This is a genomic window from Achromobacter kerstersii (genome assembly GCF_902859595.1).
GTDB classification, from domain to species: domain Bacteria; phylum Pseudomonadota; class Gammaproteobacteria; order Burkholderiales; family Burkholderiaceae_B; genus Achromobacter; species Achromobacter kerstersii.
Genome location: NZ_CADIJQ010000002.1, coordinates 531,375 through 557,660, shown reverse-complemented (window position 1 = coordinate 557,660; position 26,286 = coordinate 531,375). Strand labels below are relative to the sequence as shown.

Here is a 26,286-nt window from a genome sequence, read left to right as displayed (position 1 = left end):
AGAGACAGGGGTTTAGTCTTCAGAACAGGGTCGACCACCTAAGGGAGCCGCAGAAACTCACCTGTCTCTCGTGGAATGGTAGCTAACCATTCCAGGGCTCAAGATACAAGGAAGCGCCGCAGGCGCTGACGAAGATGACGACGGGGAAGTCCGGAGCGAAGGCTCCGGACCGCAATCGTTGACCCGCGCATCCCGGGCCACCCCCACACCGTGCGTCTAAAGAACCCACCACCCGCGAAACAAAAAACCAAAGCGCCTACAACTCCACCTGCATTCCCATTTCCACCACCCGATTCGCCGGAATCTTGAAAAACTTCGTACTCCGCGTCGAATTCCGAGCCATGAACGAGAACACCGCCCGCCGCCACCGCCACAGCGCCGGCTTTCTCGCCGCCACCACGGTCTGCCGCGACAGGAAATAAGACGTCCGCATCGGTTCCAAATCCAGCTCGGGATACGCTTCAGCCACCAGCCGCAGCGCTTCCGGCACATCCGGATCTTCCTTGAAGCCGTAGTTCACCGTCGCCGTCCAGCTCGACGCGCTCAGCTTCTTCACCACGAAACGCTCTTCCGGCGAGATATACGGCACGTCCGCCACCAGAATCGTCAGGAACAGCACGTGGTCGTGCAGCACCTTGTTGTGCTTCAGGTTATGCAGCAGCGCCGGCGGCACATTGCCCGAATTCATCGTCATGAAGATTGCCGTACCCGGCACCCGCGACGGGGGGTATTCCTCAAGCTGCTCCATGAATTCCTTGAGCGGCTGACGATCCCGATGCTGCATATCAGACAGCAGATGACGGCCACGGCGCCACGTCATCATCAGCGTGAACACCACGATCGCCACCAGCAGCGGCAACCAGCCGCCCTCATGAATCTTGAACACGTTGGCCGAAAACAGCAGCACGTCGAACAACAGCAACAGACCCAGCACGCCAAACCACAGCATCCGCTTCACGCCCGTCGTGCCGCGCGGCAGCACCGCGAACGCCAGCACCGACGTCGTCAGCATCGTGCCCGTCACCGCAAAGCCGTAGGCTGCGGCCAGGTTGTCCGAATTGCGGAACAGCAGCACCAGCACCAGCACCGCGCACAACAGCAGCGCATTCACCTGCGGCAGATAGATCTGGCCCTTCTCAACGGCCGAGGTATGCAGAATCTGCATGCGCGGCCAGAAACCCAGTTGGACCGCTTGGCGCGTCACCGAATACGCGCCGGAAATCACCGCCTGCGACGCCACGATGGTTGCGATGGTCGCCAACGCCACCAACGGCGCCAACCCCCACTCGGGCGCCATCATGAAGAACGGATTGCGGATCGCCGTCGGGTCGCGCAGCAGCAGCGCGCCCTGGCCGAAATAGCACAGCGTCAACGCCGGCAACACCATGCTGAACCAGGCGCTGCGAATGGCCGGTCGGCCAAAGTGGCCCATGTCGGCGTACAGCGCCTCGGCGCCTGTCAGCGCCAGCACCACCGCGCCCAGCAACACAAAGCTGATCAGCGGAAACTCGATGATGAAGCGCAAGCCCCACATCGGGTTCAGCGCCGCCAGCACTTCGGGCGTCTGCCAGATCTGCCACGCGCCCAGCGCCGCCAAGGTGCCGAACCACACCAGCATCACGGGGCCGAACAGCTTACCCATCACGCTTGTTCCGTGCGACTGGATCGCGAACAGCGCCACCAGCACCACCAGCGCAATCGGCACCACCCAGGCATCCAAGGTGTGCGACACGATGCTGATCCCTTCCAGCGCCGAGAGCACCGAAATGGCCGGCGTGATCATACTGTCGCCATAAAAGAGCGCCGCGCCAAAAATGCCCAGCACGATCAGCACCCATCGCAATTTGCCGTCACGGTTGCGCACCGCCAGCTCCAGCAGCGCCAGCGTGCCGCCCTCGCCCCGGTTGTCGGCGCGCAGCACCAGCGTCACGTACTTCAAGGACACCACCACCATCAGCATCCAGAACAGGATGGACAGCACGCCCAGCAAATGCGCAGGTTCAAGGTCCGTGTGCACGCTCAGGCCGGTCAGGCAGGCGCGCAGCGTGTACAGCGGACTGGTGCCGATGTCGCCATACACCACACCCAATGCGCCCATGATCAGCGCCGCGCGCGACGATGGTGCATGCACCCCGCCTGCGTGAGCGCCTGACGGGGAAGGAACACCAGCCGAAGCTTGGCTCATGATGTCGGTTCTTGACGAGTAAGTTGAGCCCCTTTGCGGGGGCCGGGGAACACAACGGATAGCCGCGTTCCGGAAAAGTCGGGGCGGCTGGTGAGCTTCCACCAGGCGCCATGCGCGTGCGCAATCTCGCGCACGATCGCCAGGCCCAATCCCGAGCCGCCCGCCGTAGCGGTGGGCGACCGGTAAAAAGCTTCGAACACGCGGTCGCGCTCTTCGGCGGGAATGCCGGGGCCGTCGTCCTCAACCGTCAGCGACGGCGGGTTGGCGCCCACGATCAGCGTGATGCGCCCGGTTTCGTTACCGTAGCGCAAGGCGTTGTCGATCAGGTTGCCCAGGAGTTCGGCCAGCAGCAGGGGGTCGGCGTCGATCCAGATGGGCGCATCCGGCGCCACCAGATCCAGCTCATAGCGCGCCTCGCGCACACGCGGAAACCACTCGGCCCCATGCGCCCGCACCCATTCGCACAGGTCGATACGCACAAAGCTGTCTTGCGGCCGTGCGTTCGGATCGGCACGCGCCAGCACCAGCAACTGCTGGCCCAGGCGGATCATGCGGTCACTGACGGCCTTGATGCGTTCGGCCCGCGCCCGCACATCGTCGGGCAAGGGGCGAGCCAGCATCAGTTCGGATTCCAGCCGCAGGCCAGACAAGGGGGTGCGCAGTTGATGCGCCGCATGGCCGATGAAACGGCGTTGCGCGGCAAGCGAGGCGTCCAGCCGCAGCAGCAGGTCGTTTGTGTGCGTCACCAGCGGCTCGATCTCGACCGGTACGCCCGCCACTTCCAGCGGCTGCATATCGTCGATGGAGCGCTGCCGGATTTCTTCCGACAAATGGTTCACCGACCGCAGGCCCGACCGCACGCCCTGCACCACCACCCAGGTGAACAGCGCGATCAGCGCCACCTGCCCCACCACCATCAGCCAGAAGAAGTCTTCCAGCATCCAGAGCGACATGTCGATCTTGTGCGTGATGACCCATGTGGCTGCAAGATCCAGCAGGACGAGCAGCAGAATCGGCGGCATCAGGCGTATCACCAGATGCCGCGCCAGCGAGCGTGAAGGGAGCAAGGGGCGTGAGGGAGTAAGAGCGGAAGGAGTGCGTTCGTGCGTCATGACGCGATACCCTCGCTGTGGCGGATGCAAGTGCGCAGCCGGAGCATGCCGGCCGCGCCCGGCCCGTCAGGCCGTTTCCACATCCAGCATGTAGCCGAAGCCGCGCACCGTCTGGATGCTGGCGCCCGTGCCTTCCAGGCGCTTGCGCAGACGGTACACATAGACTTCAACCGCGTTTTCGCTGAAATCGGCGTCCCAGGCGGACAACGAGTTCACGATCTGGCGCTTGGTCACGACGCGGCCCACACGGGCCATCAGCATCTCAAGCACAGAGAGCTCGCGTACAGACAGCGACAGGCGTTGGCCATTGGCGCGCACTTCGCGGCCGACCGTATCGAACACCAGGGGGCCGACTTCGATCAGCGGCTGGGCCTGACCGGCGCGCCGCCGGCCAAAGGCGCGCACGCGCGCCGCCAGCTCGGGCAGTTCAAAGGGTTTGGTGACGTAGTCGTCAGCGCCGGCATCCAGGCCCGCAACGCGGTCTTCGATGCCATCACGCGCGGTGAGGATCAGCACGGGAACCTGATTGCCGTCTTGGCGCAATTGCCGCAGCACATCAAGCCCGCTCATGCCGGGAAGATTCAGGTCGAGCAGCATGAGGTCGTACGGCTGGCCTGCCAGAGCGCCCAGGACACGGTCGCCTTCTGTCAGCCAGTCGACCGCATAACCCTGGTCGGCCAGGAATTCCTGGAGCGCGTGGCCCAGGGTGGTGTCGTCTTCGATTACCAGTACTCGCATGCCGCGATTCTAGCGCGATCCGAAAAAAAAGGGGCGCGAAATGCGCCCCCTTCTAGCAGGATTCGTTCACCGGCCGGACGGTGCCCCGGCCGGAGCCGGCGTTGCGCCCCCCGGGGCACTGCCCGCGGCAGGCGCTTCAGCGGCGGCGGCCCCGCCCGTCGGCGGCGTCGTCACGAACCCGATGCGCGACATGCCCGAGCGGCGAGCCGAGGCCATGACCTTGGCCAGCGTTTCGTAGCGGGTGTTCTGATCGGCGCGGATGCGGATTTCCGGTTGCGGCTTGGTGCCGGCGATCGACTTGAAGCGATTGGGCAGGTCATCGATATTGACCGGCTTTTCGTCCCAGAACATTGCGCCGCTGGCGTCAATGGCCAGGTCCACCGTCTTGGGCTCTTCTTCGATCTGCTCGGCGGCCACCTGGGGCATGTTGATCTTGATCGAGTGCGCCAGAAGCGGCGCCGTGATGATGAAGATCACCAGCAGCACCAGCATGACGTCGATCAGCGGCACCATGTTGATCTCGGAAACCGCATGGCTTCCGGACCCTTTTCCCTCGAAGCTGCCAAAGGCCATTATTCGCTCCCGCGTTGAACCGCGGCGCCGTTACCGTTCTGGCGACGCAGGGCGCGCACCTTGCCGTCGGACAGCGCAACTTGCTGTCCGGTGGTCAGGAACGCAAACAGGTCATGGGCAAAAGCATCCAGGCGCGACAGGAACACGCGGTTGTTGCGCACGAACGTGTTGTACGCCAGCACTGCGGGAATGGCCACTGCCAGGCCCAGGCCCGTCATGATCAGGGCTTCGCCCACCGGACCGGCGATACGGTTGATGGTGACGCCGTCGGACAGGCCGATACCCACCAGCGCGTGATACACGCCCCACACCGTACCGAACAGGCCGACGAACGGCGCGGTGGAACCCACCGAGGCCAGCACCGTCAGGCCGTTTTCCAGCTTGGCGGTTTCTTCGTCGATCACCTTGCGCATGGTGCGCGTGACGAAATCGGAGTTGCTGCCCGACTCTTCCAGCTTGGTGGCGCCAAACTTGTTGTGGTGCGCTTGCGCGTGCATGGCGTGGCTGGCCAGATGCGAGAACGGATCGCGCGCGCCGTGCGTGCTGATTTCGTGCTCAACCTGCTCCAGCGAGCTGGCGTTCCAGAACTTGTTCAGGAAGTCGGCCGAACGTTTGCGCATGCTGACGTTGCTGGCGGCCTTGACCAGGATCAGGTACCAGGTCACCAGCGACATCAGGATCAGGATGACGAACAGGGTCTTGCCGACGAAGTCGCTCTGGGCGACAAAGTGCAGAAAGCCCATGTCGGGAACCGCAGCCGGAGCCGGGGCTGCCGGCAGCGCAGCAGCGGCGCTGTGCAGCGCGTCCGCCGATTGCTGGGCGACCGCGCCCGCGGTCGTCGCGGCTTGTTGGGCTGCGGGCGCAGCCGCGGCGGCGGCAGGCGCAGCGGCGCCCGCAGCGGCCGGCGCTGCCGGGCTGGTGGTCGCCTGCGCCACCAGGGTGGCGCTATGCAGTGCGTTGGACATCTCAGTTCCTCATTACGAAATCGAACGGAATTTTGGCTTTGGCGGCATAAGCCACGCCATTACGGGTATAGGGCTTGAACTTGGCCTTGCGAGCGGCGGTCAGCGCGGATTCGTCCAGCCTCGGGAATCCCGACGACGTGTCGATCGTGGCGCGGTCCACCAGCCCCTGCGTATTGATCTCCACCAGCACCAGCACCCGTCCCTCTTCCCGCATGCGGCGCGATGCCATCGGGTAGTTGGGCATGGGGCGTGCGCCCTGGAACTCAATACTCGACACCAGGACCGGCTGGTCAGGCGGAGGCCCTTGCTGCGGACTCTGCGAAGCCTGAGCCCCGTCCGTGGCGCCGGCGGGCGGCGTTTGCGGAGGCGGCGTTTCCGGCTTGGGTTCGGGTTTGACTTCCTGCTTGGGCTGGGGCTTGGGCTTCGGCTTGGGCTTAGGTTTAGGGGCCGGCATCGGCGGCTTTTCAACCACCGGTTCAGGCTCGGGTTCCGGCTCGGGCTTCAGTTCGGGTTCCGGCTCGGGTTCCGGCTCGATCTCGGGCTGGGGCTCGGGCGGCGGCTCCACCACGGGCTGCGGCACTTCCGGCGTGGGCTCGGCCTTAGCCACCTGCGGGATGGGCGCATCCACCAGACTGACCATGACAGCCTCGGGTTCCTCCAGTTCAGGACGATTCGCAGGAGCCATGAAAATGGCGCCGATCACAGCCGCGTGAAGTGCGACAACCGCCAGGCCAGCGCCTGCGCGTATACCAAATGAAGACGGCGAAGAAGAATTCCAACCGCGTTGAAAACTAGGCATGAATCAGCCAGGGGTGCATTGACTTAGCCGGCCAGCCAGGGAAAGGACGCGCGCAAAAGGGGAACGTCGGCTGGCCGGTACAAGCCGAACATAATATCTTAAATGCGAATGATTCGCACGTCCTATTTCGTCTGGAGTAGCGTAACACTGCTGATTCTGGTCAAGCCAGGATGCACAAAACGCTTACGAAATTGCTTGCACACCGGCAAGCGCGCGGGTAAGTGCGGGGCGTGGATGAGCGCCTAAGGAAGGTGCACGGGCGTCCCTGCGTGACGCGATGTGCAGCAGCGCGATGTGTCGCGATCTGCACAGATAGGCACCGCTAGATCAGCAGTACGGCGTGTAGCGATCTGCGCAGATAGGCACCGCTAGATATCAGCGCCCGAGAACAAAAAACCCGCCACGATGCCGTGTGCGGGTTTTGCATGGAACCTGCCGGTTCCGGACTTGCTGGGTGTATCGGCGGCCAGCGGACAACCGATGGCGTCGATGGCTTTTGATGGTGGGTGCTACAGGGGTCGAACCTGTGACCTACGCCTTGTAAGGGCGCCGCTCTACCAACTGAGCTAAGCACCCGATCCTGACACTTCCGTTGCTGCCTCAATACGAGGTTTCGTGTGAAGCAACTGCCAACTCGGGGTACTCAAAAGCAATACGCGGGCCGGAGTATACCGGACCGCGTGATTGTCGGCAAATCGCGTGGGACCAGCCCCGCGACCGCCGTGCCGTCCATTAGTTGACGGCGTCCTTCAGGGCCTTGCCCGGACGGAACTTCGGCACCTTGGCCTTCTTGATCTTGATGGTCTCGCCCGTACGCGGGTTGCGGCCAGTGCGCGCAGCGCGTGCCGACACGGCAAACGTGCCAAAGCCAACCAGCGTGACCGTACCGCCCTTCTTCAGCGTGGTCTTCACGGCACCGATCAGGGCGTCGAGCGAACGGCCGGCTGCAGCCTTGGAGATATCGGCCTTGCTGGCGATGTGATCGATGAGTTCGGTTTTGTTCATTCAGGTGTACCCCTCACAAGGTATTGAGTCTGGCGAGGCCGTGCGGTTCATGGCTGTCATGCAGGGACGCCACCAACTTACGCTAGGCCCGACAAACGACGAACAGACAGTGGATAAACTTTTTCTTGCGCTGCAAAGCACAACTTTTAAACTGCTGCGCCGCTTAGGATTTGATGGCATTGATGCCTTCAAACCGTCAGCGACGCAGAGATGTATTAGGCCTTGGCGTAGAGCGGCTGTCAAGCGAAAACCTCACCACAACCCGCGCCAATACTAGCTTTTAGCTGATTCCGCAATAAACAAAAACGCGCATTTCGGGGTTTGCACGACACCCCTTAACAACGCTTCAAGCCTGAATCAAACATCAGCCCAGCGGCGCAGCAAATTGTGATAAATGCCGGTCAGCTGCACGATAGATGCGTGCCGCGCGACGTCTTGATTCAAGCGCTGAATGGCCACATCCATATCCAGCAGCAATGCGCGCTGACTGTCTTCGCGCACCAGGCTCTGCATCCAGAAGAACGAACTGACGCGAGCGCCACGCGTCACCGGATTCACCTTGTGCAGGCTCGTGCCCGGATACAGCACCATATGCCCCGCCGGCAGCTTCACGGCGCGCGGACCATAGGTGTCATCGATGACGAGCTCGCCGCCATCATAGGAATCAGGTTCGGAAAAGAACAGCGTGGCCGACAGGTCCGTGCGCACGCGCTCGGCCGTGCCTGCAATACCGCGCACCGCGTTGTCCACGTGATAGCCGAATGCTTCGCCGCCTTCATAGCGGTTAAAGAGCGGCGGGAAGATCTTGCGCGGCAAGGCGGCGGACATGAACAGATTGTTCGTCGCCAGGCGTTGCAGGATCAGGTTGCCGAGTTCCTGCGCCAAGGGATGCTGTTCGGGCAGTTGGCGGTTGCGCTTGACCTCGGCCGACTGGTAGCCCGCCGTGACCTTGCCATCCACCCATTCGGACGCATCCAATCTGCGCCGGATATCAGCCGCCTCGTCGGGCGTGAATACTTCTGCGATCTGTATCAGCATGAATCTTGTCCTGGCGTCATCACAGCCGCACCCACGCGGCCTGCGTGCGCTTGTCGGATTATCCCTTCAGACACCCATTCAACGCCTGATCGAAATCAAACAGCAGATCGGCCTCGTCTTCGATGCCCACCGACACGCGGATCAGGCTGTCGGCAATGCCCATCTGCTTGCGGCGTTCAGCGCCCATCTCGTAATAGATGGTGTGCGCGGCCGGCAGCGCCAAGCTGCGCGTGTCGCCCAGGTGGGTGGCCATCAGCACGATGCGCAGGCGGTTCAGGAAATCAAAGCAATCCACGCCATCAGCAAGCTCTACGCCCAGCAGCCCACCAAAGCGCGACCCGAACAGGGCTGCCGCGCGCGCGTGCTGCGCATGGCTGGCCAGACCGGGGTAATGCACCTTGGCAACACCGGGGTGCTCTTCCAGAAAGCGCGCCAATGCCAGTGCGTTGGCGCAATGCTTGGCCATGCGCAGCGCGAGCGTTTCAGCGCCCACGGCAATGCGGTGCGCGGGTTCGGCGGCCAACGTGCCGCCCATGTCGCGCAGGCCCTTCTTCTTGATCTGCGTCAGGCCCCAGCTGGTGGACGCCCCCTTGCGATAGGCGTCATAGATATTGGAGTAGTCCGCCCAGTCATACAGGCCGGTATCCGTCACCGCGCCGCCCAGCGCATTGCCATGGCCGCCGATGTACTTCGACAGCGAATTCATCACCAGCGACGCGCCCACCGTCGACGGGCGGAACATCCACGGCGAGGTCAGCGTGTTATCGACCACGTAGACCAGATGCTTTTCGCGGCACATTTCGCCAATCACGGCCAGGTCAGCAACCTGCGTACCCGGGTTGGCGATGGTCTCGGTGAAGACCATGCGCGTGTTCGGCTGAATGGCCGCACGCACCTGCGCGGCGTCCGTCGCATCGACGAAGGTGATTTCAACGCCCAGCTCAAGCAGCGTGCCCAGCAGGCTGTTGGTGTTGCCGAAAACGAACTGGCTGGACACCAGGTGGTCGCCCCGGCGCAGCAGCGTCGTGAAGATGGCTGACAACGCCGCCATGCCTGTGGCGAAGCTGACCGTGCCCTTGCCGCCTTCCATATGGTTGATCTTCGCTTCCAGCGCCGTGGTGGTCGGCGTGCCTTGGCGCGCGTACGTAAAGCCCGCCTTGCCCTGGAACACAGCAGCCAGTTCGCGCGCGTCGTCGTAAGCGAATTCCGATGACGGATGCATCGGCTTGTGCACCGCTCCGTGCTCGACGGATTGCTGGCGGTCGGAATGGAGGATCGTGGTGGTAAAGCCGTTCTGGTGCATGATGGGCTGACGCGTAAAGGAAGATCTACAAACGAAGGGTTGAACCGGTCAGGCTTGGCGCTGACGCACGGTTTCGTACAGGCAGACGGCGCTGGCCACGCTGACGTTCAGGCTTTCCACCGAACCCAGCATGGGAATGTTCACGAGCTGGTCGCAGGTTTCACGCGTCAGGCGGCGCATGCCCTCGCCTTCCGCGCCCATGACCCACGCCATCGGCTGGCGCGCATCGATCTGGTGCATGCTGTCGGTGGCCTGGTCATCGGTGCCGACCAGCCACACGCCGCGGTCCTTCAGGCTGCGCATCGTGCGCGCCAGATTGGTCACCATCACATAGGGGACGGTGTCGGCCGCACCGCAAGCCACGCGCTGCACGGTGGCGTTCAGGCCCACGGCGCGGTCGCGCGGTGCGATCACCGCGTGCACGCCGGCAGCATCGGCGGTGCGCAGGCAGGCGCCCAGATTGTGGGGATCGGTCACGCCGTCAAGAATCAGCAGCAGCGGCGGGCCTTCAATGACGTCAAGCACTTCGTCCACGTCCACCGCCAACTGGCGTTCGTCAGCCAGCGCCACCACGCCTTGATGGCGGGTGCCGCGCGCCAGGCCGTCAAGGCGCTCCATCGGGACCGGATGCAGGCGGCAACCCGCCTTTTCGGCCTGCTCGATGAGCGTCTGCATGCGCTTGTCGCGGCGCGACGCTTCTACATAGATTTCCTTGATCGACTCGGGCGCGTGGCGCAGCCGCGCGACAACCGCGTGAAACCCGGCTAGAACTTGGGTCGACGCCATAGATGCAATACCTTTAGATAAACGAATACCCGCCCCAGAGGGGGCGGGCCACCGGACCAAGCCGGCCATCAGCGCAATGTTACCCCTTATGGCCGCCCCGCCCTAAGACAGGGTGGCCATAAAGCGCACACATCGGGCGGGATCAATGCCGCTTGTGCGTGGCTTTTTTGGCCGGCGCGGCGCGCTTGGATGACCGAGGCGGCTTGCTGGCCTTCTTGGCGTCTGCACGCCGCTCTTTGGCCGTTTGACCCTTGAGCGCAGCGGGCTTGGGCGCAGCCGCCTTCTTCACGCGGCGCACCGGCTCATCCGGCCCACGGGCCGACGCCTTGCGCAAGGCGTCGAAACTCGTGCCCTGCACCAAGCGGAATTCGATGCGGCGCGCTTCCAGATCAACGCGGGCCACTTGCACCTGCACCTTGTCGGTCAGGCGATAGCGCATGCCCGTGCGTTCACCGCGCAATTCATGCAGCGCGTCGTTGAACTGGAAGTACTCGCCGCCCAGTTCGGACACATGCACGAGCCCTTCGACGTGCAACGTATCCAGCGTGACGAAGATGCCGAAGCTGGCCACGCCGGTGACGGTGCCGCTGAAGTCTTCGCCCACGCGTTCCTTGACGAACCAGCACTTGAGCCAGGCTTCGACATCGCGCGAAGCTTCGTCGGCGCGGCGTTCGCTGGCCGACAGCACCAGACCCATCTTTTCCCAGATGGCTTGCTCGTGTTCCTTTTGCGTACGGCCGATGACCACCGCCTGGTGATCGTCCAGGCTGGGCACATAACGCTGCCCGGCCAGCAGCGCCTTGATCACCCGGTGCGTGAGCAGGTCGGGGTAGCGGCGGATGGGCGACGTGAAGTGGCTGTAGCCGGGGTACGACAGGCCAAAGTGGCCCATGTTGTCCGGGCTGTACACGGCTTGCTGCATCGAGCGCAGGCACATGGTTTGCAGCAACTGGTAATCGGGGCGGCCGCGCACGGTGTCGAGGAAGTCGCCGTAGTCCTTGGCGGTGGGCGTTTCACCCCCGCCCAGCGACAAGCCCATCGTGCGCAGGAATTCACGCAGCGATTGCAGGCGTTCCGGCGTGGGGCCTTCATGGATACGGTACAGGCCAGGATGCTTGCTGCGCGTCATGAAGTCGGCCGCGCAGGTGTTGGCGGCCAGCATGCATTCTTCGATCAGCTTGTGGGCATCGTTACGCACCGACGCCACGATCTGTTCGATACGGCCGAGCTCGTTGCAGACGATCTTGGTTTCGACGGTGTCGAAGTCGATCGCGCCGCGCTTCTTGCGGCCCTGCACCAGCAACTGGAACAGCTCATACAGATGCTGAACCTGCGGCATCACGGCGCGCATCGCTGCGGCGGCGGGGCCGCCCGGCTGCTGCAATGCCGCCCAGACGTTCGTGTAGGTGGTGCGGGCATGCGAGTGCATCACCGCGTTATAGAACTGGTATGCCGTGACCGTGCCGGCCTTGGCGCCGGTTGCCGGAATGACCATGTCGCAGACCAGCACCAGGCGATCGACATCGGGGTTCAGCGAACACAGGCCATTGGAGAGCGACTCCGGCAGCATCGGAATGACCCGGCGCGGGAAATACACGCTGGTGCCGCGTTCGATGGCGTCGTCGTCGATGGCGTCGCCCGGGCGCACGTAATGGCTGACGTCGGCAATTGCTACCAGCAGGCGCCAGCCCGGGCGCTTGCGCTGTCCCGTGCCGAGCTCGACCGGCTCGCAATACACGGCGTCGTCGAAATCGCGCGCGTCTTCACCGTCGATGGTGATCAGCGGTACATCGCGAAGATCCACGCGGTCTTTGAGATCGCTTTTACGCACCACATCAGGCAGGCGTGCAGCCTGCTTGCGGGCGGCTTCCGAGAATTCGACGGGCACATCAAACTTGCGCACCGCGATTTCGATTTCCATGCCAGGGTCATCGATTTCACCCAGCACTTCCGCCACGCGGCCCAGCGGCTGCGTGTGGCGAGTGGGCTGCTCCATGATTTCAACCGCGACCACCTGCCCATGCTGGGCGCCGTTGGTGTCGCTGGGTGGAATCAGGATGTCGTGCTTGATGCGCTGGTCTTCCGGCACAACGATGGACAGGCCATGCTCGTGCAGGAAGCGGCCCACCAGCTTGTTGGTGCGGCGTTCAATGACTTCAACGATGGTGCCTTCCGGCTTGCCCCGGTATTCGCCCGACGGCTTGACCAGCACGCGGTCGCCATGCAGCACCTTGAGCATTTCGCGCGGCGACAGGAACAAGTCCGGGCCGCCGTCATCGCGCAGCAGGAAGCCGAAACCGTCGCGATGCCCCAGCACCTTGCCGGCGACAAAGTCCAATTTGGTAGCGAGCAACAACACGCCTTTGCGGTTGGGCATCAATTGCCCGTCGCGTTCCATAGCGCCCAACCGGCGCTCGAAACCGACCATCGTCGCCGCGCGCTCGATGCCCATGCGCTCTGCCAACTCAACCGGAGACAGCGGCGAGCCTGCGGAACGCAGCGCCGTCAAAATGGCTTCACGGGACGGGACATCAGGGTCGAAGTCCGGCGGCGCTTCGGGCAAGGGTGTTGATCTGTTGTTTTTCGATTCGTTATTCGATCGTTTTGCCAAAGCTGAAATTTCCGTATATAATGCGCAGCTTCTGTGGTTCGCCCAAGGCTGAACACTGAAGCAGAAATGGTCAGAGGGGTCGAAAGACCCATTGTAAAACCAACTGCGCTCAGGACGCATGTTTTAGTTAAACGTTTTTAAGCTTTCAGGCTTTAAAAACACAAACTAAAGCAAAGCAACTAGAGCGGCAGCGTATCACATACTTCTGACACAGTATCTCTCAGTGCCCAGGTGGCGGAATTGGTAGACGCGCACGGTTCAGGTCCGTGTGCCGCAAGGTGTGGAGGTTCGAGTCCTCTCCTGGGCACCACCCGCATATAGGTCGAATCAGCACTTAGCTGATTGGATAGCAAGGCGAAAAGCCCCGAAGATCGAAAGATGTTCGGGGCTTTTGCTATGTCGGGGCTTTTGCTTTGCGCGCGCAATTCGTGAAACCTTCACGAGCCATTCACCTTCACGAGCCATTCATTTAAATGGCCCGCAGATTAATCACGCAGGATTATCTTCTGCGCGCCCTGCCCGACTGCAAACTCATCGCCATGGCACCTTGCGCTGCAAATGATGCCGCGCATAAAGGTCTTCACCCATCCCTTCGATCTGCCCGTCGATCAACGCTTCGAATGGCCGCAGCAAGGCATCCACATTCATCGGCGCCTCGATCGCATTCAACGCGTGCGTGACGGCTTCGATCGTGGACAGCGCACCCGGAATATCGGCATGACGCACGCGATAACGCGTGGTCAAGCCCGGCGGCAACATCACGCGCGGCAACGCCGCCAGCTCGGGATTGATGTGCAGCAACTTGCGCGCATGCCCCCACGTGCCATCCGGCACGATCAATTGAATCGGCTGATCCAGATCCTGCCCATACCCCGGATGCAAGACCTCGGCGGCCGGCCCCGGAAACAACAAGCGAGGCGCGTAGCCAGGCGCGGCCCAATCGCTCGGCTCGAAGCGTTCACCCACCACCCGCCGCGCACCCGCCAGCCCCAGCACCGCCAACCGGGCGGTGTTCAAAGCGTGACGCGATTCACTGGGATGCTGCAACACCACGACGCGGGTGCGGCACGACAAGGACGGGATCAGCGCGCACAGGCAGTGCGATTCGGGGCGCAGGCAGCGCGTGCAAAGAGGGCGAGACATGGGGCGACACTATAGCGAAAGTGGGCCGCACGAAAAAATGCGGAAAGAGAGAAAAAAGATTCTCCGTCGCTTGCACACCTTCAAAAAAGTATGCATAATCTCGTTCCTCTGCTGCTGAACAAGAAACGAAGCGAAAGCGACGCAACAAGTGAAGCGACAGCGCCCAGGTGGCGGAATTGGTAGACGCGCACGGTTCAGGTCCGTGTGCCGCAAGGTGTGGAGGTTCGAGTCCTCTCCTGGGCACCAATTATTACATCACGAGGTACCTGCGTGATGCGCCAAGAAAAACCCCGTTCGTGCAAACGACCGGGGTTTTTTCTTTTGGCTTTTCGTGGTTTGCACGCGCCCTAGCCCTACTTCAGTTCGCGCGTCATCACCACATGCGGAATGCCCGCTTCCACGAACTCCTCGCCTTCCACCGCAAAGCCGTGCGCCTGATAGAAGCCGGCGGCGTGTGTTTGCGCGTGCAACACCAACATACGATGGCCATCGCCGTGGCCTTGCTCGATCAGCGCATCCAGCAACTGCCCGCCCACGCCCATGCCGCGCGCTTTCTTGTGCACGGCCATGCGGCCGATATGGCCATCGGGCAGCAAGCGGCCGGTGCCCATCGGCGTGCCGTCCGGCCCATACGCCACGGCGTGTACTGACACGGCATCGTCATCGTCCAGCTCAACCTCGGGCGGGACTTTTTGCTCGACAACAAAAACTTCGTATCGAACCGAGTAGGCGTCTTGGCGCAAGCGGTCCCACGTGCCGAGCGCAATACGCACTGCTGATTTTTTTGATGGTTTATTGGTCGACATTTCCATTCCCTCGCGTGCAACGGATCAACAATAAATATCCTACGCCGCATTCTCGCAAGGATGACACCGAGCCGAAAAGGGGTACGATCGCGACTTGCCCACGTTGCCTGCACCCAACATGACGCCCGCCACACCCCCAACCTGGCTGAAAATCGCGCCCGCGCTTTTCCTGTTGTTGTGGTCCAGTGGATTCGTCGTGCTCAAGATCGGCCTGGCTTATGCCGACCCGATGACGTTTCTGGCGGTGCGCTACGCCTGCGTCGTGCTGATTCTGGCGCCCTTCATGCTGATCATGCGCCCGCCGCTGCCGCGCGGCGCTCGCGCCTGGGGCCATCTGGCGATGGTCGGGCTGTTGCTGCAAGCGGGCTATTTCTGTTGCACGTATCTGTCTTTGAAGCTGGGCATGTCCGCGGGCGGCCTGGCGCTGATCGCGTCGCTGCAACCTATTCTGATCGGACTGCTGGCGCCGATGATCGCGCAGGAACGTGTCGACCTCCGGCGTTGGGCTGGCCTGGGCCTGGGCGTCTCGGGCGCCGCGCTCGTCATCGTCGCCAAGGCGTCGATTGATGTGCTGGCGCCGTTGGGGCTGCTGTTCGCCGTGGGCGCACTGCTGTGCATCACAAGCGGCACGCTGTACGAAAAGCGCTACGGCACCGCCACGCATCCCGTCACGTCCAATCTGGTGCAGTACGCCGTTGGCCTCGCGGTCACCGCGCCGCTGGCGTTCTGGCTGGAACCCATGCATATCGAATGGACCGGCCCGCTGCTGGGCGCGCTGGCCTATCTGGTGGTGGGCAATTCGCTTATCGCCATCACCTTGCTGCTGACGATGATCCGGCACGGCGAAGCCTCGCGCGTATCCGCCCTGTTCTTCCTGGTGCCGCCCTGCACGGCAGTGTTCGCATTGATGGCGCTGGGCGAACCCATTCCCGCACTGGCTTGGCCAGGCATGGCGTTGGCCGCGTTGGGTATTCTGCTGGTGACCCGCAGCGCCCGCGCTCGCCAAGTAGAATGAGCGCCTTCCCGCCCCCTCGCCTTCGACCATGAATGCCGTCATCACCGCCGCCCTGCCGGTCTTTGCGCTGATCCTGACCGGATGGCTGGCCGCCCGCGCAAAGGTGCTTGGCCCCGGCGCGACCGACGCGTTGAACCGCTACGTGGTCTACCTGTCGCTGCCGGCGCTGCTGTTCCGGGCGATGACGCAGGTGGACTTGGCGCACATGGCGCACTGGGGTTTTGTCGGCGCATTTGCCGGCGGCATCGCCGTGACGTTTCTGGTGGCGTTTTTGCCGGGCCGGGGCGCTGACAAGAACACGCGGCGCGCCCTCACCGACCGCAGCATCGAAGGGCTGGCGGCGTCCTACGCGAATGCCGGCTACATGGGCATTCCGCTGTGCCTGGCGCTGCTGGGCGCGGACAGCCTTGCGCCCGCCACGTTCACCACACTGCTGACCGCCAGCGTGCTGTTCGGCTTCGCCATCGCACTGATTGAATTCGACCGCCAGCAAACCCCCAACGCTGCCGCCACGCTGATCAAAGTCGGCCGGGCGCTGACGCGCAACCCCTTGCTGGCCGCCCCCGTGCTGGGCCTGGCCTGGGCCTCGACGGGCGTCGCGCTGCCCGAAGGCATCGACCGCTACGTGGCCTTGCTGGGCGCGTCCGCCAGCCCGTGTGCGCTGGTCACGATCGGCCTGTTCCTGGCGCAGACGCAAACGGCCAGCGCAGGCCCAGGCGTACTGCGCCTGGTGCTGGGCAAGCTGTTGCTGCAACCCGCCGTCACGGCGGTGCTGGCCTTCTATGTTTTTTCCATGCCCCCGCTGTGGGCCTGGACCGCCGTGCTGATGAGCGCGTTGCCCATCGGCACCGGGCCGTTCATGCTGGCCAATATGTATGGCCGCGATGCGCGCGTTACGTCCCGCGCCATCCTCGTCTCGACCGTGGCCTCGGTGCTGACCGTCAGCCTGCTGGTGGCCTGGATCAGCGCCCATCCTGTTTCCTGACCGTCGTTGCTCGCCGCCGACTTCGCCGCAGCCTGGCGCATTGTCTGGAACGCCATCTGTGGCGGCGGCAAGCGACTCAGCTCTTAATAACTTTTAGTTATTATTCAAGCGGAATTTATTGGTTTGGGAGATTTGCGCTCCGCCTTAAACTTCCAACATTCCCACGGGCGCCCTCAATGCGCCCGTTTGCTTTGACGATACCCATCCCATCGGGATACCCATGAGCTCCAACGCCTCGACCCTGCCCCTGCCCTCTTCGGCCCTGCCGCCCATCCAGATCAACCGCAAGCCGCTTTGGATTGCACTGTTGCTGCTGCTGGCCGGCGCACTCTATCTGAACCAGACCGTCAGCTGGCGCCAAGGCGCGCTGTGGGTGGTCGGTGCGCTGCTGGGCGTCACGCTGTACCACGCCTCTTTCGGCTTCACGCAAGCATGGCGCGTGTTCGTGTCGGATCGCCGGAGCGCGGGGCTGCGCGCGCAAATGTTCATGCTGGGCGTGGGCGTGCTGCTGTTCTTCCCTTTCCTGGCATCGGGCTCGCTGTTCGGCCAGCCCGTCACGGGATTTGTCTCGCCGCCGGGGGTGTCCGTGGTGCTGGGCGCCTTCCTCTTTGGCATCGGCATGCAGTTGGGCGGCGGTTGCGCCTCGGGCACGCTGTTCGCAGTGGGCGGCGGCAATACCCGCATGCTGGTGACCTTGCTGTTCTTCATCATCGGTTCGGTGATTGCCACCGCCAACTTCGGCTGGTGGTCGGCGCTGCCCGCGCTGGCGCCCACGTCGCTGATCAAGACCTGGGGCCTGGCGCCGGCGCTTGCCGCCAACCTGGCCGTGTTCGCGCTGATCGCCTGGGTGGCCACCGCGCTTGAGAAGCGCCGCCACGGTCATGTGGTGTCGTTTGCATCGCGCACCGCGCGTCCGGTGTCGCTGCTGCAAGGCCCGTGGCCGCTGATCTGGGGCGGGGTGGCGCTGGTCGTTCTGAACTTTGCCACGTTGGCGCTGGCCGGCCGCCCGTGGGGCATCACGTCAGCCTTTGCGCTGTGGGGCGCCAAGGCCCTGAACGCCGTCAGCGGCGACGTGGCGACCTGGACCTACTGGAGCAAGCAGCCCTCGCTGGGCGCACCGCTGCGCCAAGACGTCACGACCGTCATGGACATCGGCCTGATGCTGGGCGCGCTGGCCGCGGCCAGCGCAGCGGGCAAGTTCGCCCCTGTGTGGAAAGTGCCCGCGCGTTCGCTGGCCGGCGCCGTCATTGGCGGCCTGCTGCTGGGCTATGGCTCACGCCTGGCTTTCGGCTGCAACATCGGCGCCTACTTCAGCGGCATCCTGTCGGGCAGCCTGCATGCCTGGCTGTGGCTGCCGGCCGCATTCGCTGGCAGCGCCCTGGGCGTGCATTTGCGCCCGGCTTTCGGGCTGGCGGTTGAGAAGACGCCGCCTGCGTCCAGCTGCTAAGCCACGCGGCTTAACCCCGGCACTGAAAAACAGTGTTCCAGAATCGGCCCCCTTAATTAAGGGGGTCTTTTTTTTCTGGGGGGTGAGCTGGTGTATGGTTGCTCCATTCCGCAATACGGAGAGGACTATGAGCTGGTTTGTCGGCCGCTACACGGCCTTTATATTGACCCTGGCAGGCGCGGCCATCACCGCCTTCCTGGCCATCACCAGTTCACTCTGGTGGCTATGGGCGGCGGTGCCGCTGGCGGCGTTGGGCGTGCTGGGTGTCTATGACCTGATCCAGACCCGCCACGCCATCCGGCGCAACTACCCCGTGCTGGGCAACCTGCGCTTCCTGTTCGAATTCATCCGCCCCGAGATCCGCCAGTACTTCCTGGAAGACGACACGCAAGCCGCGCCGTTCTCGCGCGCGCAACGCTCCATCGTGTATCAGCGCGCCAAGCGCGAGATCGACAAGCGCCCCTTCGGCACGCAGGAAGACGTCTACGGCGACCGCTACGAATGGATCAACCATTCCATGTCGCCGTCGCACATCAACGATACGGATTTCCGCGTCACGGTGGGCGGGCCGGACTGCAAGCAGCCCTATTCGATGTCGGCGTTCAACGTGTCGGCGATGAGCTTTGGCGCCCTGTCCGCCAACGCGATTCTGGCGCTGAATGAAGGCGCACGCCAAGGCGACTTTGCGCATGACACGGGCGAAGGCGGCATCAGCCGCTACCACCGCCAACCCGGCGGCAGCCTGGTGTGGAACATTGGCTCGGGCTACTTCGGCTGCCGCGACGAGCACGGCGCCTTCTCGGAAGAAGCCTTTGTAAAGAACGCCTGTACGCCGCAGGTGAAGATGATCGAAATCAAGCTGTCGCAGGGCGCCAAGCCCGGACATGGCGGCATCCTGCCTGCCGGCAAGGTCACGCCCGAGATCGCCGAAGCGCGCGGTGTGGCGGCCTGGCAAGACTGCAATTCGCCGGCCAGCCATTCGGCGTTTGACTCCCCCATCGGCCTGATGAAATTCGTGGCGCGCCTGCGCGAACTTTCAGGCGGCAAACCCGTGGGCTTCAAGTTCTGCGTGGGCCACCCATGGGAATGGTTCGCCATCGTGAAGGCCATGCTGGAAACCGGCATCACGCCGGACTTCATCGTGGTGGATGGCGCGGAAGGCGGCACGGGCGCGGCGCCCGTCGAATTTGTCGACCACGTCGGCACGCCGCTGCGCGAGGCGCTGCGCCTGGTGCACAACACGCTGATCGGCGTGAACCTGCGCGACCGCATCAAGCTGGGCGCGTCCGGCAAGATCATCACCGCTTTCGACATGGCGCGCGTCATGGCGATGGGCGCCGACTGGTGCAACGCCGCGCGCGGCTTCATGTTTGCCATTGGCTGTATTCAGGCGCAGGCCTGCCACACCGGCAAATGCCCCACTGGCGTCACCACGCAAGACCCGCTGCGCCAACGCGCGCTGGTCGTGCCAGACAAGGCGCAGCGCGTGACGTTCTTCCATCGCAACACGCTGCATGCGCTGGCCGAACTGCTGGCGGCAGCCGGCCTGACTCACCCGGGCCAATTGCGTCCGCACCATATCGCGCGCCGCATTTCGTCCAGCGAAATCCGCCTGCTGTCCGCGCTGTTCCCCGAACTGGCGCCGGGCGAATTGCTGCGCGGTGAATTCCGCCATCAAGTCTTCAGGGTGGGTTGGGCGATGGCGCAGGCAAGCTCGTTCCAACCCACGCAAGACATCACGACGGCGCTGGCGGAGCATCGCGCTTAAGTTTCAAGGCAACAGACAGCGGATGTTCAGCAACGGATGTTCAGCAACGGCTAAGCGTACGACGGCCAACTGCGGCCAACGACGGCCCACTACAGCCCACTACAGCCAGCGCTCGAACATCCGCGAGAAGAACTCCATGAAGCGGTCGTCGGCGCCTCGGTTGCGCCACGCTTCTGGCGTGATCTGCACCGAATCCGCCACATCGCGCTGGAACAACGCTTCCATTTCGCCCGCGAATTCCGGCCCCAGCACCACTGCGTTGATCTCATAGTTCAACGCAAAGCTGCGCCAATCCATGTTGCTGGACCCAACCGTCGACCACACGCCGTCGACTACAGCCGTCTTTGCATGCAGCAGGGCGTCGCGCCGTTCGTAGAGCTTCACGCCGGCGCGCAGCAAGTCGGTGTAATGCGAGCGCCCCGCGTTGAACACCAGCGACGAATCGCTGAACCCGGGCAGCACCAGCACCACGTCCACGCCACGCTGCGCGGCGCTGGACAAAGCATCGATGAAAGCCGGGTCCGGCACGAAGTACGCCATCGTGATGTGGATGGATTTTTGCGCGCTTTCGAACGCGGACATCAGCGTCAGGTAGACCGTGTAGCCGTCGCTGCGATCAGGCTGGTTGGCCAGGATGCGCACGCTGGTGGCGCCCACCGCCGGCGCAATGTTGGTGCCGCCGCCCTTGATCGGTTCGTCGGATTGCGACGCCCAACCCGCCTGAATCACCTGCTCCACCTGCGCCACCGCCGGGCCTTCAATGCGCAGATGCGTGTCGCGCCAGGGCGCAGCCTTGGCGTCGCCCTTTGCCTTGGTATCCGCGCCGCCGCCGCTTGCCCCGACCACTGAGCTCGATCCCGAGCCTGGCGATGATTCATACACGCTGCTGACGTTGATACCGCCCACGTAGCCGACCTTGCCGTCCACCACCAGCACCTTGCGGTGGTTGCGCTGATTCGGCGACCAGCCCGCACGGGCGCTTGCCGGATTCACGGGGTTGAACACGGCGACCTGCACGCCAGCATCGCGCAACCGCTGGAACAGCGCATCAGGCGTTTTGATGGTGCCCACGGCATCCACCATCAACGACACTTCGGCGCCCCGGTTGCGCGCGCCAATCAGCGCGTCGGCAAAGCGTGCGCCTTCCGCGTCGTCATCGAAAATATAGGTTTCCATGTGCACATACCGGCGCGCCTGCCGGATGGATTGCAGCATGGCTTGATAGGTGCTCGGGCCGTCGGCCAGCAGCCGCACGCGGTTGCCTGCCATGAGAGGTGTGCCGCTGACGGCTTGTTCAACGGCCAAATGGCGCGCCAGGAAATCATCTTTGGGCGTCTTCGCATCCGCCGCAATGCCCTGCCCTTGGCGGTAACTGTCGCGGGCCGCATCGGCGGACAAGCCGGCTTGCGCCTTGCGCGCCTGACGCTCCTGCGCATCAGGCACGCTGGCGCAGGCGGCCAGCATGAGGGTGGCGCAGGCCAGCATCAGCGCCTGCGCCCAACGGCGTACGCCGGGCAGCGTGCCGGGCAACCCGCTGAGCGTGCCCGGCCCCGTTACTATCCGGCCCGCAGCCGGAGACGGCCTCATGGCAACGGCGGCTTAGCGCCGGCCGCTTGCCACCAGGCACCCCAGCAGGGCGCCAACCAGTGCCGCCACGCCAACCGACTTCCAGGCGTGCTCGTGCACATACTCATCGGCATAGGCCTTGGCGCGATACGCGCGTTCCCGCGCGGCGCCTTCCCAGTCGCGCGAGTGGTCGCGCGCTTCGGCCAACTGCTGCTTCAAACGCGCACGGGCCGATTCGATTTCGGAGCCGGTATAAGAAGCCGTCGAACGCAAAAGGTCTTCCGTGCCCGCAAGCAGCTCGTGAAAGCTGTCGTTGACCCGGTCGCGATGCAGAGCCATCTCGGCGCGTTGGTGCTTTCGATTCATAGTCGCTCCTTATGAAGTTGGGCCTTCTCAAGTGCCTGGCCGGACACATCGCTGTGTCCGGCCAGATGCTCGTTTGACCATGTCCCCATTGTGCCGATCATTCGGCGCTTTCGCCCGAGCTTTGGCAACCAGCCGTAATTCGATATTTCAGCGGAGCGAAACTTGCTAAGGGCAAGGCAAGACGTGCCGCCGCAACAAGCGTGACGACCGCCTCAATTTCGTAAAAGTCCATTGCATTCATTGGCTTAGCGCTTGACACCGCAACCCCCCTGGCCGCCACAATAGCCCCTTGCAATGCGCTTCAACCGCCTAAAAAAAGGAAATGAACGCATGGTTTCCCCTTCTGCAGTGCTTGCCCATGCCGCGCCGGCTTTCCTGGCGCGTGGTTCTCAGGCCCCAAGTCCCGAACAAGCTGAACTGCGGGACGGTCTGCTGGACGATCCCGCCCATATCGATCCCAAGTTCTTGTACGACGCGCTCGGTTCGTCGCTGTTCACCGCCATCACGCAGTTGCCGGAGTACTACCCGACTCGCTGCGAAGCCGAGATTTTCCAGCGACACGGCGCAGACATCGCCCGGCATGTGGGCGAGATCACGTCCATGATCGACCTGGGTGCGGGCGACTGCGTCAAAGCTGAAAACCTGTTCGCTCGTCTGCGTCCACGGCATTACATTCCCATCGACATCTCGGCCGACTACCTGCAAGCCGCCGTGCGGCGGCTGCGCCTGGCGTATCCCGACCTGAGCGTGACCGCGATCGGCCAGGATTTTTCCCAGACGCTGGCGCTGCCTTCCAATGTGCCGGCCGACCACCGCCTGTTCTTTTACCCCGGCTCCAGCATCGGCAACCTGAGCCCCGACGACGCGCTAGCCATGCTGCAACGCATCCGCGCGCAATGCGACGGCGGCGGCTTGCTGGTGGGGGTGGACCGCGTCAAATCCAAGCAGGTGCTGGAACCCGCGTACGACGATGCCCTGCATCTGACCGCCGCCTTCAACCTGAACCTGCTACGCCACGTGAACACCGTGCTGGACACCGACTTCGACGTGGCCGACTGGCGTCACGTGGCGCTGTTCAACAGCCAGCGCTCGCGCATTGAAATGCACCTGGAAGCCCAACGCGCCGTCCGCGTGACATGGCCCGGCGGCGCACGCGAATTCACCGCTGGCGAACGCATCCACACCGAAAATTCCTACAAATTCACGCCAGACGCGTTTACCGATCTGCTGCAACGCGCGGGCTTTCGCGACGTGGTGCACTGGTCGGATGCCCGCGGCTGGTTCTCCGTTTTCAGCGCCCGCGCCTGACGCGGACCTGCCCTCAACGCCACTGGAGGATCGCCATGGAACCTGCCTGCCTGCTGACACACCCCGCCACCGGACCCTATGCCAGCGGGCAGGCCGGCCAGCACGATCGCTACGATGCCGTGCGCTCCACCAGCACGGCGCTTGCCGCGCCGCTCAGCCCCGAAGACTGCCAGGTGCAATCCATGCCGGATTGCAGCCCGGTCAAATGGCATCTGGCGCACACGACGTGGTTCTTCGAGACATTTCTGCTGACGCATTTCCACCCGCCGTACACGATGTTCCATCCGCAGTACCGCATGCTGTTCAACTCCTACTACAACGCCATCGGCGCCAAGCATCCGCGTCCGCACCGAGGCCTGCTGTCGCGGCCCGCGCTGTCTGATGTGCTGCAATACCGCCAGCATGTCGATGGCGCCATGCACGACCTGATTTCCCGGCTGGGCGGCAATGAACCGGCCTTTGACGCGTTGCTGGAACTGGGCTTGAACCATGAACAGCAACATCAGGAATTGATCCTGACCGACGTGAAGCACATGCTGTCCTGCAACCCGCTCAAGCCCGCTTACATCGCGCCGGGCTCAGCCGCCCTTCCCCCTGGCACGCCCGCCGGCTGGACCCGCTACGCAGGCGGCATCACCCGCATCGGTCACGATGGCCGCGGCTTTGGGTTCGACAACGAAGGCCCCGCGCATGAAGTGCTGGTCGCCCCGTTTCATCTGGCGGACCGGCTGGTCACGCAGCATGAGTTCCAGGCCTTCATTCGCGACGGCGGCTACAAGCGGCCCGAACTCTGGCTGTCCGCAGGCTGGGACCGCGTGTGCGCCGAAGGCTGGCGCGCACCGCTTTACTGGGAAGGACAGCGCGACGATTGGCGCATCTTCACGTTGCGCGGCATGCAAGAGCTTGAGCTCCAGGCGCCCGTCACTCACGTCAGCTATTTCGAGGCCGACGCCTACGCGCGCTGGGCTCGCGTGCGGCTGCCGCGTGAAGCCGAATGGGAATACGCCGCCCGCCAACTGGCCGACCCCGCATTTCCCGGCCGCGCCAACATGTTGGAAAACGGCCATCTGGACCCGCGCCCCGCCCCGGCCCGAAACGGCTCGGGCGGCCCCGTGCAGCTATTCGGCGACACGTGGGAATGGACGTCCAGCGCCTACGACGCCTATCCCGGCTACCAGCCAGACGCCGGCGCGGTTGGCGAATACAACGGCAAGTTCATGTGCAATCAGTACGTGTTACGCGGCGGCTCCTGCGCCACACCGCGCGACCATGTGCGCGCCAGCTACCGCAACTTTTTCCCGCCGGATGCGCGCTGGCAATTCTCGGGCATCCGGCTGGCGCGAGACGCATAAAACGCTTCTTAAATTTTTTGCGCCGCACCCGCTTGCAAACGAAAAAAGTTTCATGCTAGAATTTCGTTCTTCGTTGCTCAGCACTACTAACAAGTAGCTACTGAACAGCGAACAAGGATTGGCGCATTAGCTCAGCCGGTTAGAGCGACGGAATCATAATCCGCAGGTCCCCTGTTCGAATCAGGGATGCGCCACCAAGAATTAAAAAGGCCCTCACTTCGGTGAGGGCCTTTTGCATTGCGGTGTGGGCAACATTGCGGCGCGGGCAACGACGCCACAAGGATCGGGGCGCCCCATCACGGAACGCCCCATCACGGGACGCCCCATCACGGAACACCCCATCGTGGGACGCCCTTCACTACACATCCACAATTACAGACGGCGCAGCATATCCCGGCGCTTGCCGCCCCACGTAGCCGACAAGCTTGCCACGAAGGCGCCGATCAGCATCGAGGCGAAGCCCCACAGCGCGAATGCAGCGGCTGCCTTGCGCGCGGCATCGGCCGCTTCCTTGGCCTTTTGCTTGGCGTCTGCCGCCGCCTTCTTGGCGTTGGCGATGGTCTGCTCGACACGGCGTTGCGCCACGGCGGGGTCCAGGCCGGTTTGTGCAGCCACCACCTTCACGACGTAGTCGCGGTCTTCGGGCGTGATGTCGCCGCGCGCCAGGCTCATCGCCACGATGCGGCCCACTTCAGTCTTGGCCGCATTGCGGTCGCCGCCAGCATCGGGCCGGTCCGAACGCAGCAGCGTGTCGGTCAGGTATTCGGTTGCCCGATCCATGCCGCCGCCCCCTGCACCCGCAGCGCCAGCCGCTGCCGTGGCGGTAACCGCCGCGCCCGCACCGGCTGCAACTGTCGCGCCCGTTTTCGCGGCGCCGGAAGCCACCGTCGCAATCGCGGACCCCAACAGCGCGGCGCTGACCACCGCGCTCAGCGCCCACACCAGAAAGCCATGGGCAGTGTCGCGGAAATAGACTTCATCCGAATGCACGTCGACCCATTTCGTACGCAAGCGGCCAGCCACATAGCCGCCGATGCCGTAAGAAATGATCTGCGTGAACAGCATCCACACAATGATGCTGATGCCAACGGCGGGGGCCGACATGCCCTCGTCGCTCCACGGCGAGACCGACAGAAAACCCAGGCCCGTGCCGCCGGCGAATAACGCAAGCGACAGCGCGGCGGCAATCACCGCGCCCGCGAAAACGGCCGCCCAGGACACCGCCGACACCGCTGATTCTTGCGTAGGTACGCCAGCGACGTATGGCTGGCCTACTGATGATGCGTTTTCCATGGTGATTCCTTATTCATTGTTTTATCGCGCCGGCCTTCAGGCCAGCTTCAAGCCCAAACGCCGATGCGGGAAACGGCAGACACGTCAATGCCAGAAAAGCGCCAGCAAAATGATGATGGGAA

At 63.6% G+C, this 26,286-nt stretch carries 22 protein-coding genes and 4 tRNA genes; 9 read left to right on the top strand and 17 right to left on the bottom strand.

Annotated elements, in window-relative coordinates; genetic code table 11:
* Positions 1 to 256: 256 nt before the first annotated feature.
* The 12 genes from HV765_RS11440 to rnr all read right to left on the bottom strand — a co-directional run bounded on the left by HV765_RS11440 (position 257) and on the right by rnr (position 13,115).
* Positions 257 to 2,185, bottom strand: coding sequence for a potassium transporter Kup (locus HV765_RS11440; RefSeq protein WP_054423395.1), 1,929 nt, complete (start codon positions 2,183 to 2,185; stop codon positions 257 to 259).
* Positions 2,182 to 3,207 carry a sensor histidine kinase gene (locus HV765_RS11435; protein ID WP_054423396.1) on the bottom strand — a complete coding sequence of 342 codons (1,026 nt, stop codon included), beginning with the start codon at positions 3,205 to 3,207 and terminating at the stop codon, positions 2,182 to 2,184. The genes HV765_RS11440 and HV765_RS11435 overlap by 4 nt, the downstream gene beginning before the upstream one ends.
* A gap of 156 nt (positions 3,208 to 3,363) precedes the next feature.
* The gene (locus HV765_RS11430) at positions 3,364 to 4,035 is read right to left on the bottom strand and encodes a response regulator transcription factor (protein ID WP_006218435.1); all 672 of its coding nucleotides are present in this window, start codon (positions 4,033 to 4,035) and stop codon (positions 3,364 to 3,366) included.
* Positions 4,036 to 4,101: 66 nt separating this feature from the next.
* Positions 4,102 to 4,608, bottom strand: coding sequence for an ExbD/TolR family protein (locus HV765_RS11425; protein ID WP_054423397.1), 507 nt, complete (start codon positions 4,606 to 4,608; stop codon positions 4,102 to 4,104).
* Positions 4,608 to 5,573 carry a MotA/TolQ/ExbB proton channel family protein gene (locus HV765_RS11420; protein WP_082387088.1) on the bottom strand — a complete coding sequence of 322 codons (966 nt, stop codon included), beginning with the start codon at positions 5,571 to 5,573 and terminating at the stop codon, positions 4,608 to 4,610. The genes HV765_RS11425 and HV765_RS11420 overlap by 1 nt, the downstream gene beginning before the upstream one ends.
* A 1-nt stretch (position 5,574) precedes the next feature.
* Positions 5,575 to 6,372, bottom strand: coding sequence for an energy transducer TonB (locus HV765_RS11415; RefSeq protein WP_054423398.1), 798 nt, complete (start codon positions 6,370 to 6,372; stop codon positions 5,575 to 5,577).
* 500 nt (positions 6,373 to 6,872) lie between these two features.
* Positions 6,873 to 6,948 (bottom strand) — tRNA-Val (locus HV765_RS11410).
* A gap of 156 nt (positions 6,949 to 7,104) precedes the next feature.
* Positions 7,105 to 7,377: an HU family DNA-binding protein gene (locus HV765_RS11405; RefSeq protein WP_003812968.1), complete on the bottom strand. Its 273-nt coding sequence runs from the start codon at positions 7,375 to 7,377 to the stop codon at positions 7,105 to 7,107.
* Positions 7,378 to 7,734: 357 nt separating this feature from the next.
* The gene (locus tag HV765_RS11400; RefSeq protein WP_175169754.1) at positions 7,735 to 8,415 is read right to left on the bottom strand and encodes a Fe2+-dependent dioxygenase; all 681 of its coding nucleotides are present in this window, start codon (positions 8,413 to 8,415) and stop codon (positions 7,735 to 7,737) included.
* A 58-nt stretch (positions 8,416 to 8,473) separates the two neighbouring features.
* On the bottom strand, positions 8,474 to 9,718 hold the full coding sequence (locus HV765_RS11395) for a cystathionine gamma-synthase family protein (protein WP_175169753.1): 1,245 nt from the start codon (positions 9,716 to 9,718) through the stop codon (positions 8,474 to 8,476).
* A 48-nt stretch (positions 9,719 to 9,766) separates the two neighbouring features.
* Positions 9,767 to 10,504 (bottom strand): 23S rRNA (guanosine(2251)-2'-O)-methyltransferase RlmB, encoded by a 738-nt coding sequence (gene rlmB, locus HV765_RS11390; RefSeq protein ID WP_175169752.1) that lies wholly within the window; start codon positions 10,502 to 10,504, stop codon positions 9,767 to 9,769.
* Positions 10,505 to 10,646: 142 nt separating this feature from the next.
* On the bottom strand, positions 10,647 to 13,115 hold the full coding sequence (gene rnr / locus HV765_RS11385; RefSeq protein WP_175169751.1) for a ribonuclease R: 2,469 nt from the start codon (positions 13,113 to 13,115) through the stop codon (positions 10,647 to 10,649).
* 225 nt (positions 13,116 to 13,340) lie between these two features.
* On the opposite strand from rnr, the gene HV765_RS11380 reads away from it, so the two are divergent.
* Positions 13,341 to 13,425 (top strand) — tRNA-Leu (locus tag HV765_RS11380).
* 221 nt (positions 13,426 to 13,646) lie between these two features.
* Here HV765_RS11380 and HV765_RS11375 read toward each other — a convergent pair.
* A complete protein-coding gene (locus HV765_RS11375; protein ID WP_175169750.1) occupies positions 13,647 to 14,258 on the bottom strand; it encodes a tRNA-uridine aminocarboxypropyltransferase in 612 nt (203 codons plus the stop codon).
* 161 nt (positions 14,259 to 14,419) lie between these two features.
* On the opposite strand from HV765_RS11375, the gene HV765_RS11370 reads away from it, so the two are divergent.
* Positions 14,420 to 14,504: transfer RNA gene (locus tag HV765_RS11370), tRNA-Leu, on the top strand.
* 107 nt (positions 14,505 to 14,611) lie between these two features.
* Here the strand turns inward: HV765_RS11370 and HV765_RS11365 are convergent.
* Entirely contained in the window at positions 14,612 to 15,070 is a 459-nt protein-coding gene (locus tag HV765_RS11365; RefSeq protein ID WP_082387090.1) for a GNAT family N-acetyltransferase, read from the bottom strand.
* Between the two features lie 112 nt (positions 15,071 to 15,182).
* Here HV765_RS11365 and HV765_RS11360 point away from each other — a divergent pair, with 112 nt between their 5' ends.
* From HV765_RS11360 to HV765_RS11345, 4 genes are all read left to right on the top strand, one after another.
* Complete coding sequence (locus tag HV765_RS11360) at positions 15,183 to 16,079, top strand: DMT family transporter (protein ID WP_054423404.1); 897 nt, start codon at positions 15,183 to 15,185, stop codon at positions 16,077 to 16,079.
* A 28-nt stretch (positions 16,080 to 16,107) separates the two neighbouring features.
* On the top strand, positions 16,108 to 17,064 hold the full coding sequence (locus HV765_RS11355; protein WP_175169749.1) for an AEC family transporter: 957 nt from the start codon (positions 16,108 to 16,110) through the stop codon (positions 17,062 to 17,064).
* 220 nt (positions 17,065 to 17,284) lie between these two features.
* Entirely contained in the window at positions 17,285 to 18,511 is a 1,227-nt protein-coding gene (locus tag HV765_RS11350; RefSeq protein ID WP_054423406.1) for a YeeE/YedE family protein, read from the top strand.
* A 127-nt stretch (positions 18,512 to 18,638) separates the two neighbouring features.
* Positions 18,639 to 20,279, top strand: a complete 1,641-nt coding sequence (locus HV765_RS11345) for an FMN-binding glutamate synthase family protein (protein ID WP_054423407.1) — start codon at positions 18,639 to 18,641, stop codon at positions 20,277 to 20,279.
* Between the two features lie 99 nt (positions 20,280 to 20,378).
* On the opposite strand, the gene HV765_RS11340 is transcribed toward HV765_RS11345, so the two are convergent.
* Both HV765_RS11340 and HV765_RS11335 read right to left on the bottom strand, forming a co-directional pair.
* Positions 20,379 to 21,743 carry a phospholipase D-like domain-containing protein gene (locus HV765_RS11340; protein ID WP_175169769.1) on the bottom strand — a complete coding sequence of 455 codons (1,365 nt, stop codon included), beginning with the start codon at positions 21,741 to 21,743 and terminating at the stop codon, positions 20,379 to 20,381.
* Between the two features lie 135 nt (positions 21,744 to 21,878).
* Positions 21,879 to 22,211 (bottom strand): ElaB/YgaM/YqjD family protein, encoded by a 333-nt coding sequence (locus tag HV765_RS11335; protein WP_054423408.1) that lies wholly within the window; start codon positions 22,209 to 22,211, stop codon positions 21,879 to 21,881.
* A 330-nt stretch (positions 22,212 to 22,541) separates the two neighbouring features.
* On the opposite strand from HV765_RS11335, the gene egtD reads away from it, so the two are divergent.
* From egtD to HV765_RS11320, 3 genes are all read left to right on the top strand, one after another.
* On the top strand, positions 22,542 to 23,519 hold the full coding sequence (gene egtD, locus HV765_RS11330) for an L-histidine N(alpha)-methyltransferase (RefSeq protein ID WP_054423409.1): 978 nt from the start codon (positions 22,542 to 22,544) through the stop codon (positions 23,517 to 23,519).
* Positions 23,520 to 23,554: 35 nt separating this feature from the next.
* Complete coding sequence (gene egtB / locus HV765_RS11325) at positions 23,555 to 24,871, top strand: ergothioneine biosynthesis protein EgtB (protein ID WP_054423410.1); 1,317 nt, start codon at positions 23,555 to 23,557, stop codon at positions 24,869 to 24,871.
* Between the two features lie 120 nt (positions 24,872 to 24,991).
* Positions 24,992 to 25,068 (top strand) — tRNA-Met (locus tag HV765_RS11320).
* Between the two features lie 175 nt (positions 25,069 to 25,243).
* Here HV765_RS11320 and HV765_RS11315 read toward each other — a convergent pair.
* The gene (locus HV765_RS11315; protein ID WP_054423411.1) at positions 25,244 to 26,164 is read right to left on the bottom strand and encodes a hypothetical protein; all 921 of its coding nucleotides are present in this window, start codon (positions 26,162 to 26,164) and stop codon (positions 25,244 to 25,246) included.
* Positions 26,165 to 26,286 lie beyond the last annotated feature (122 nt).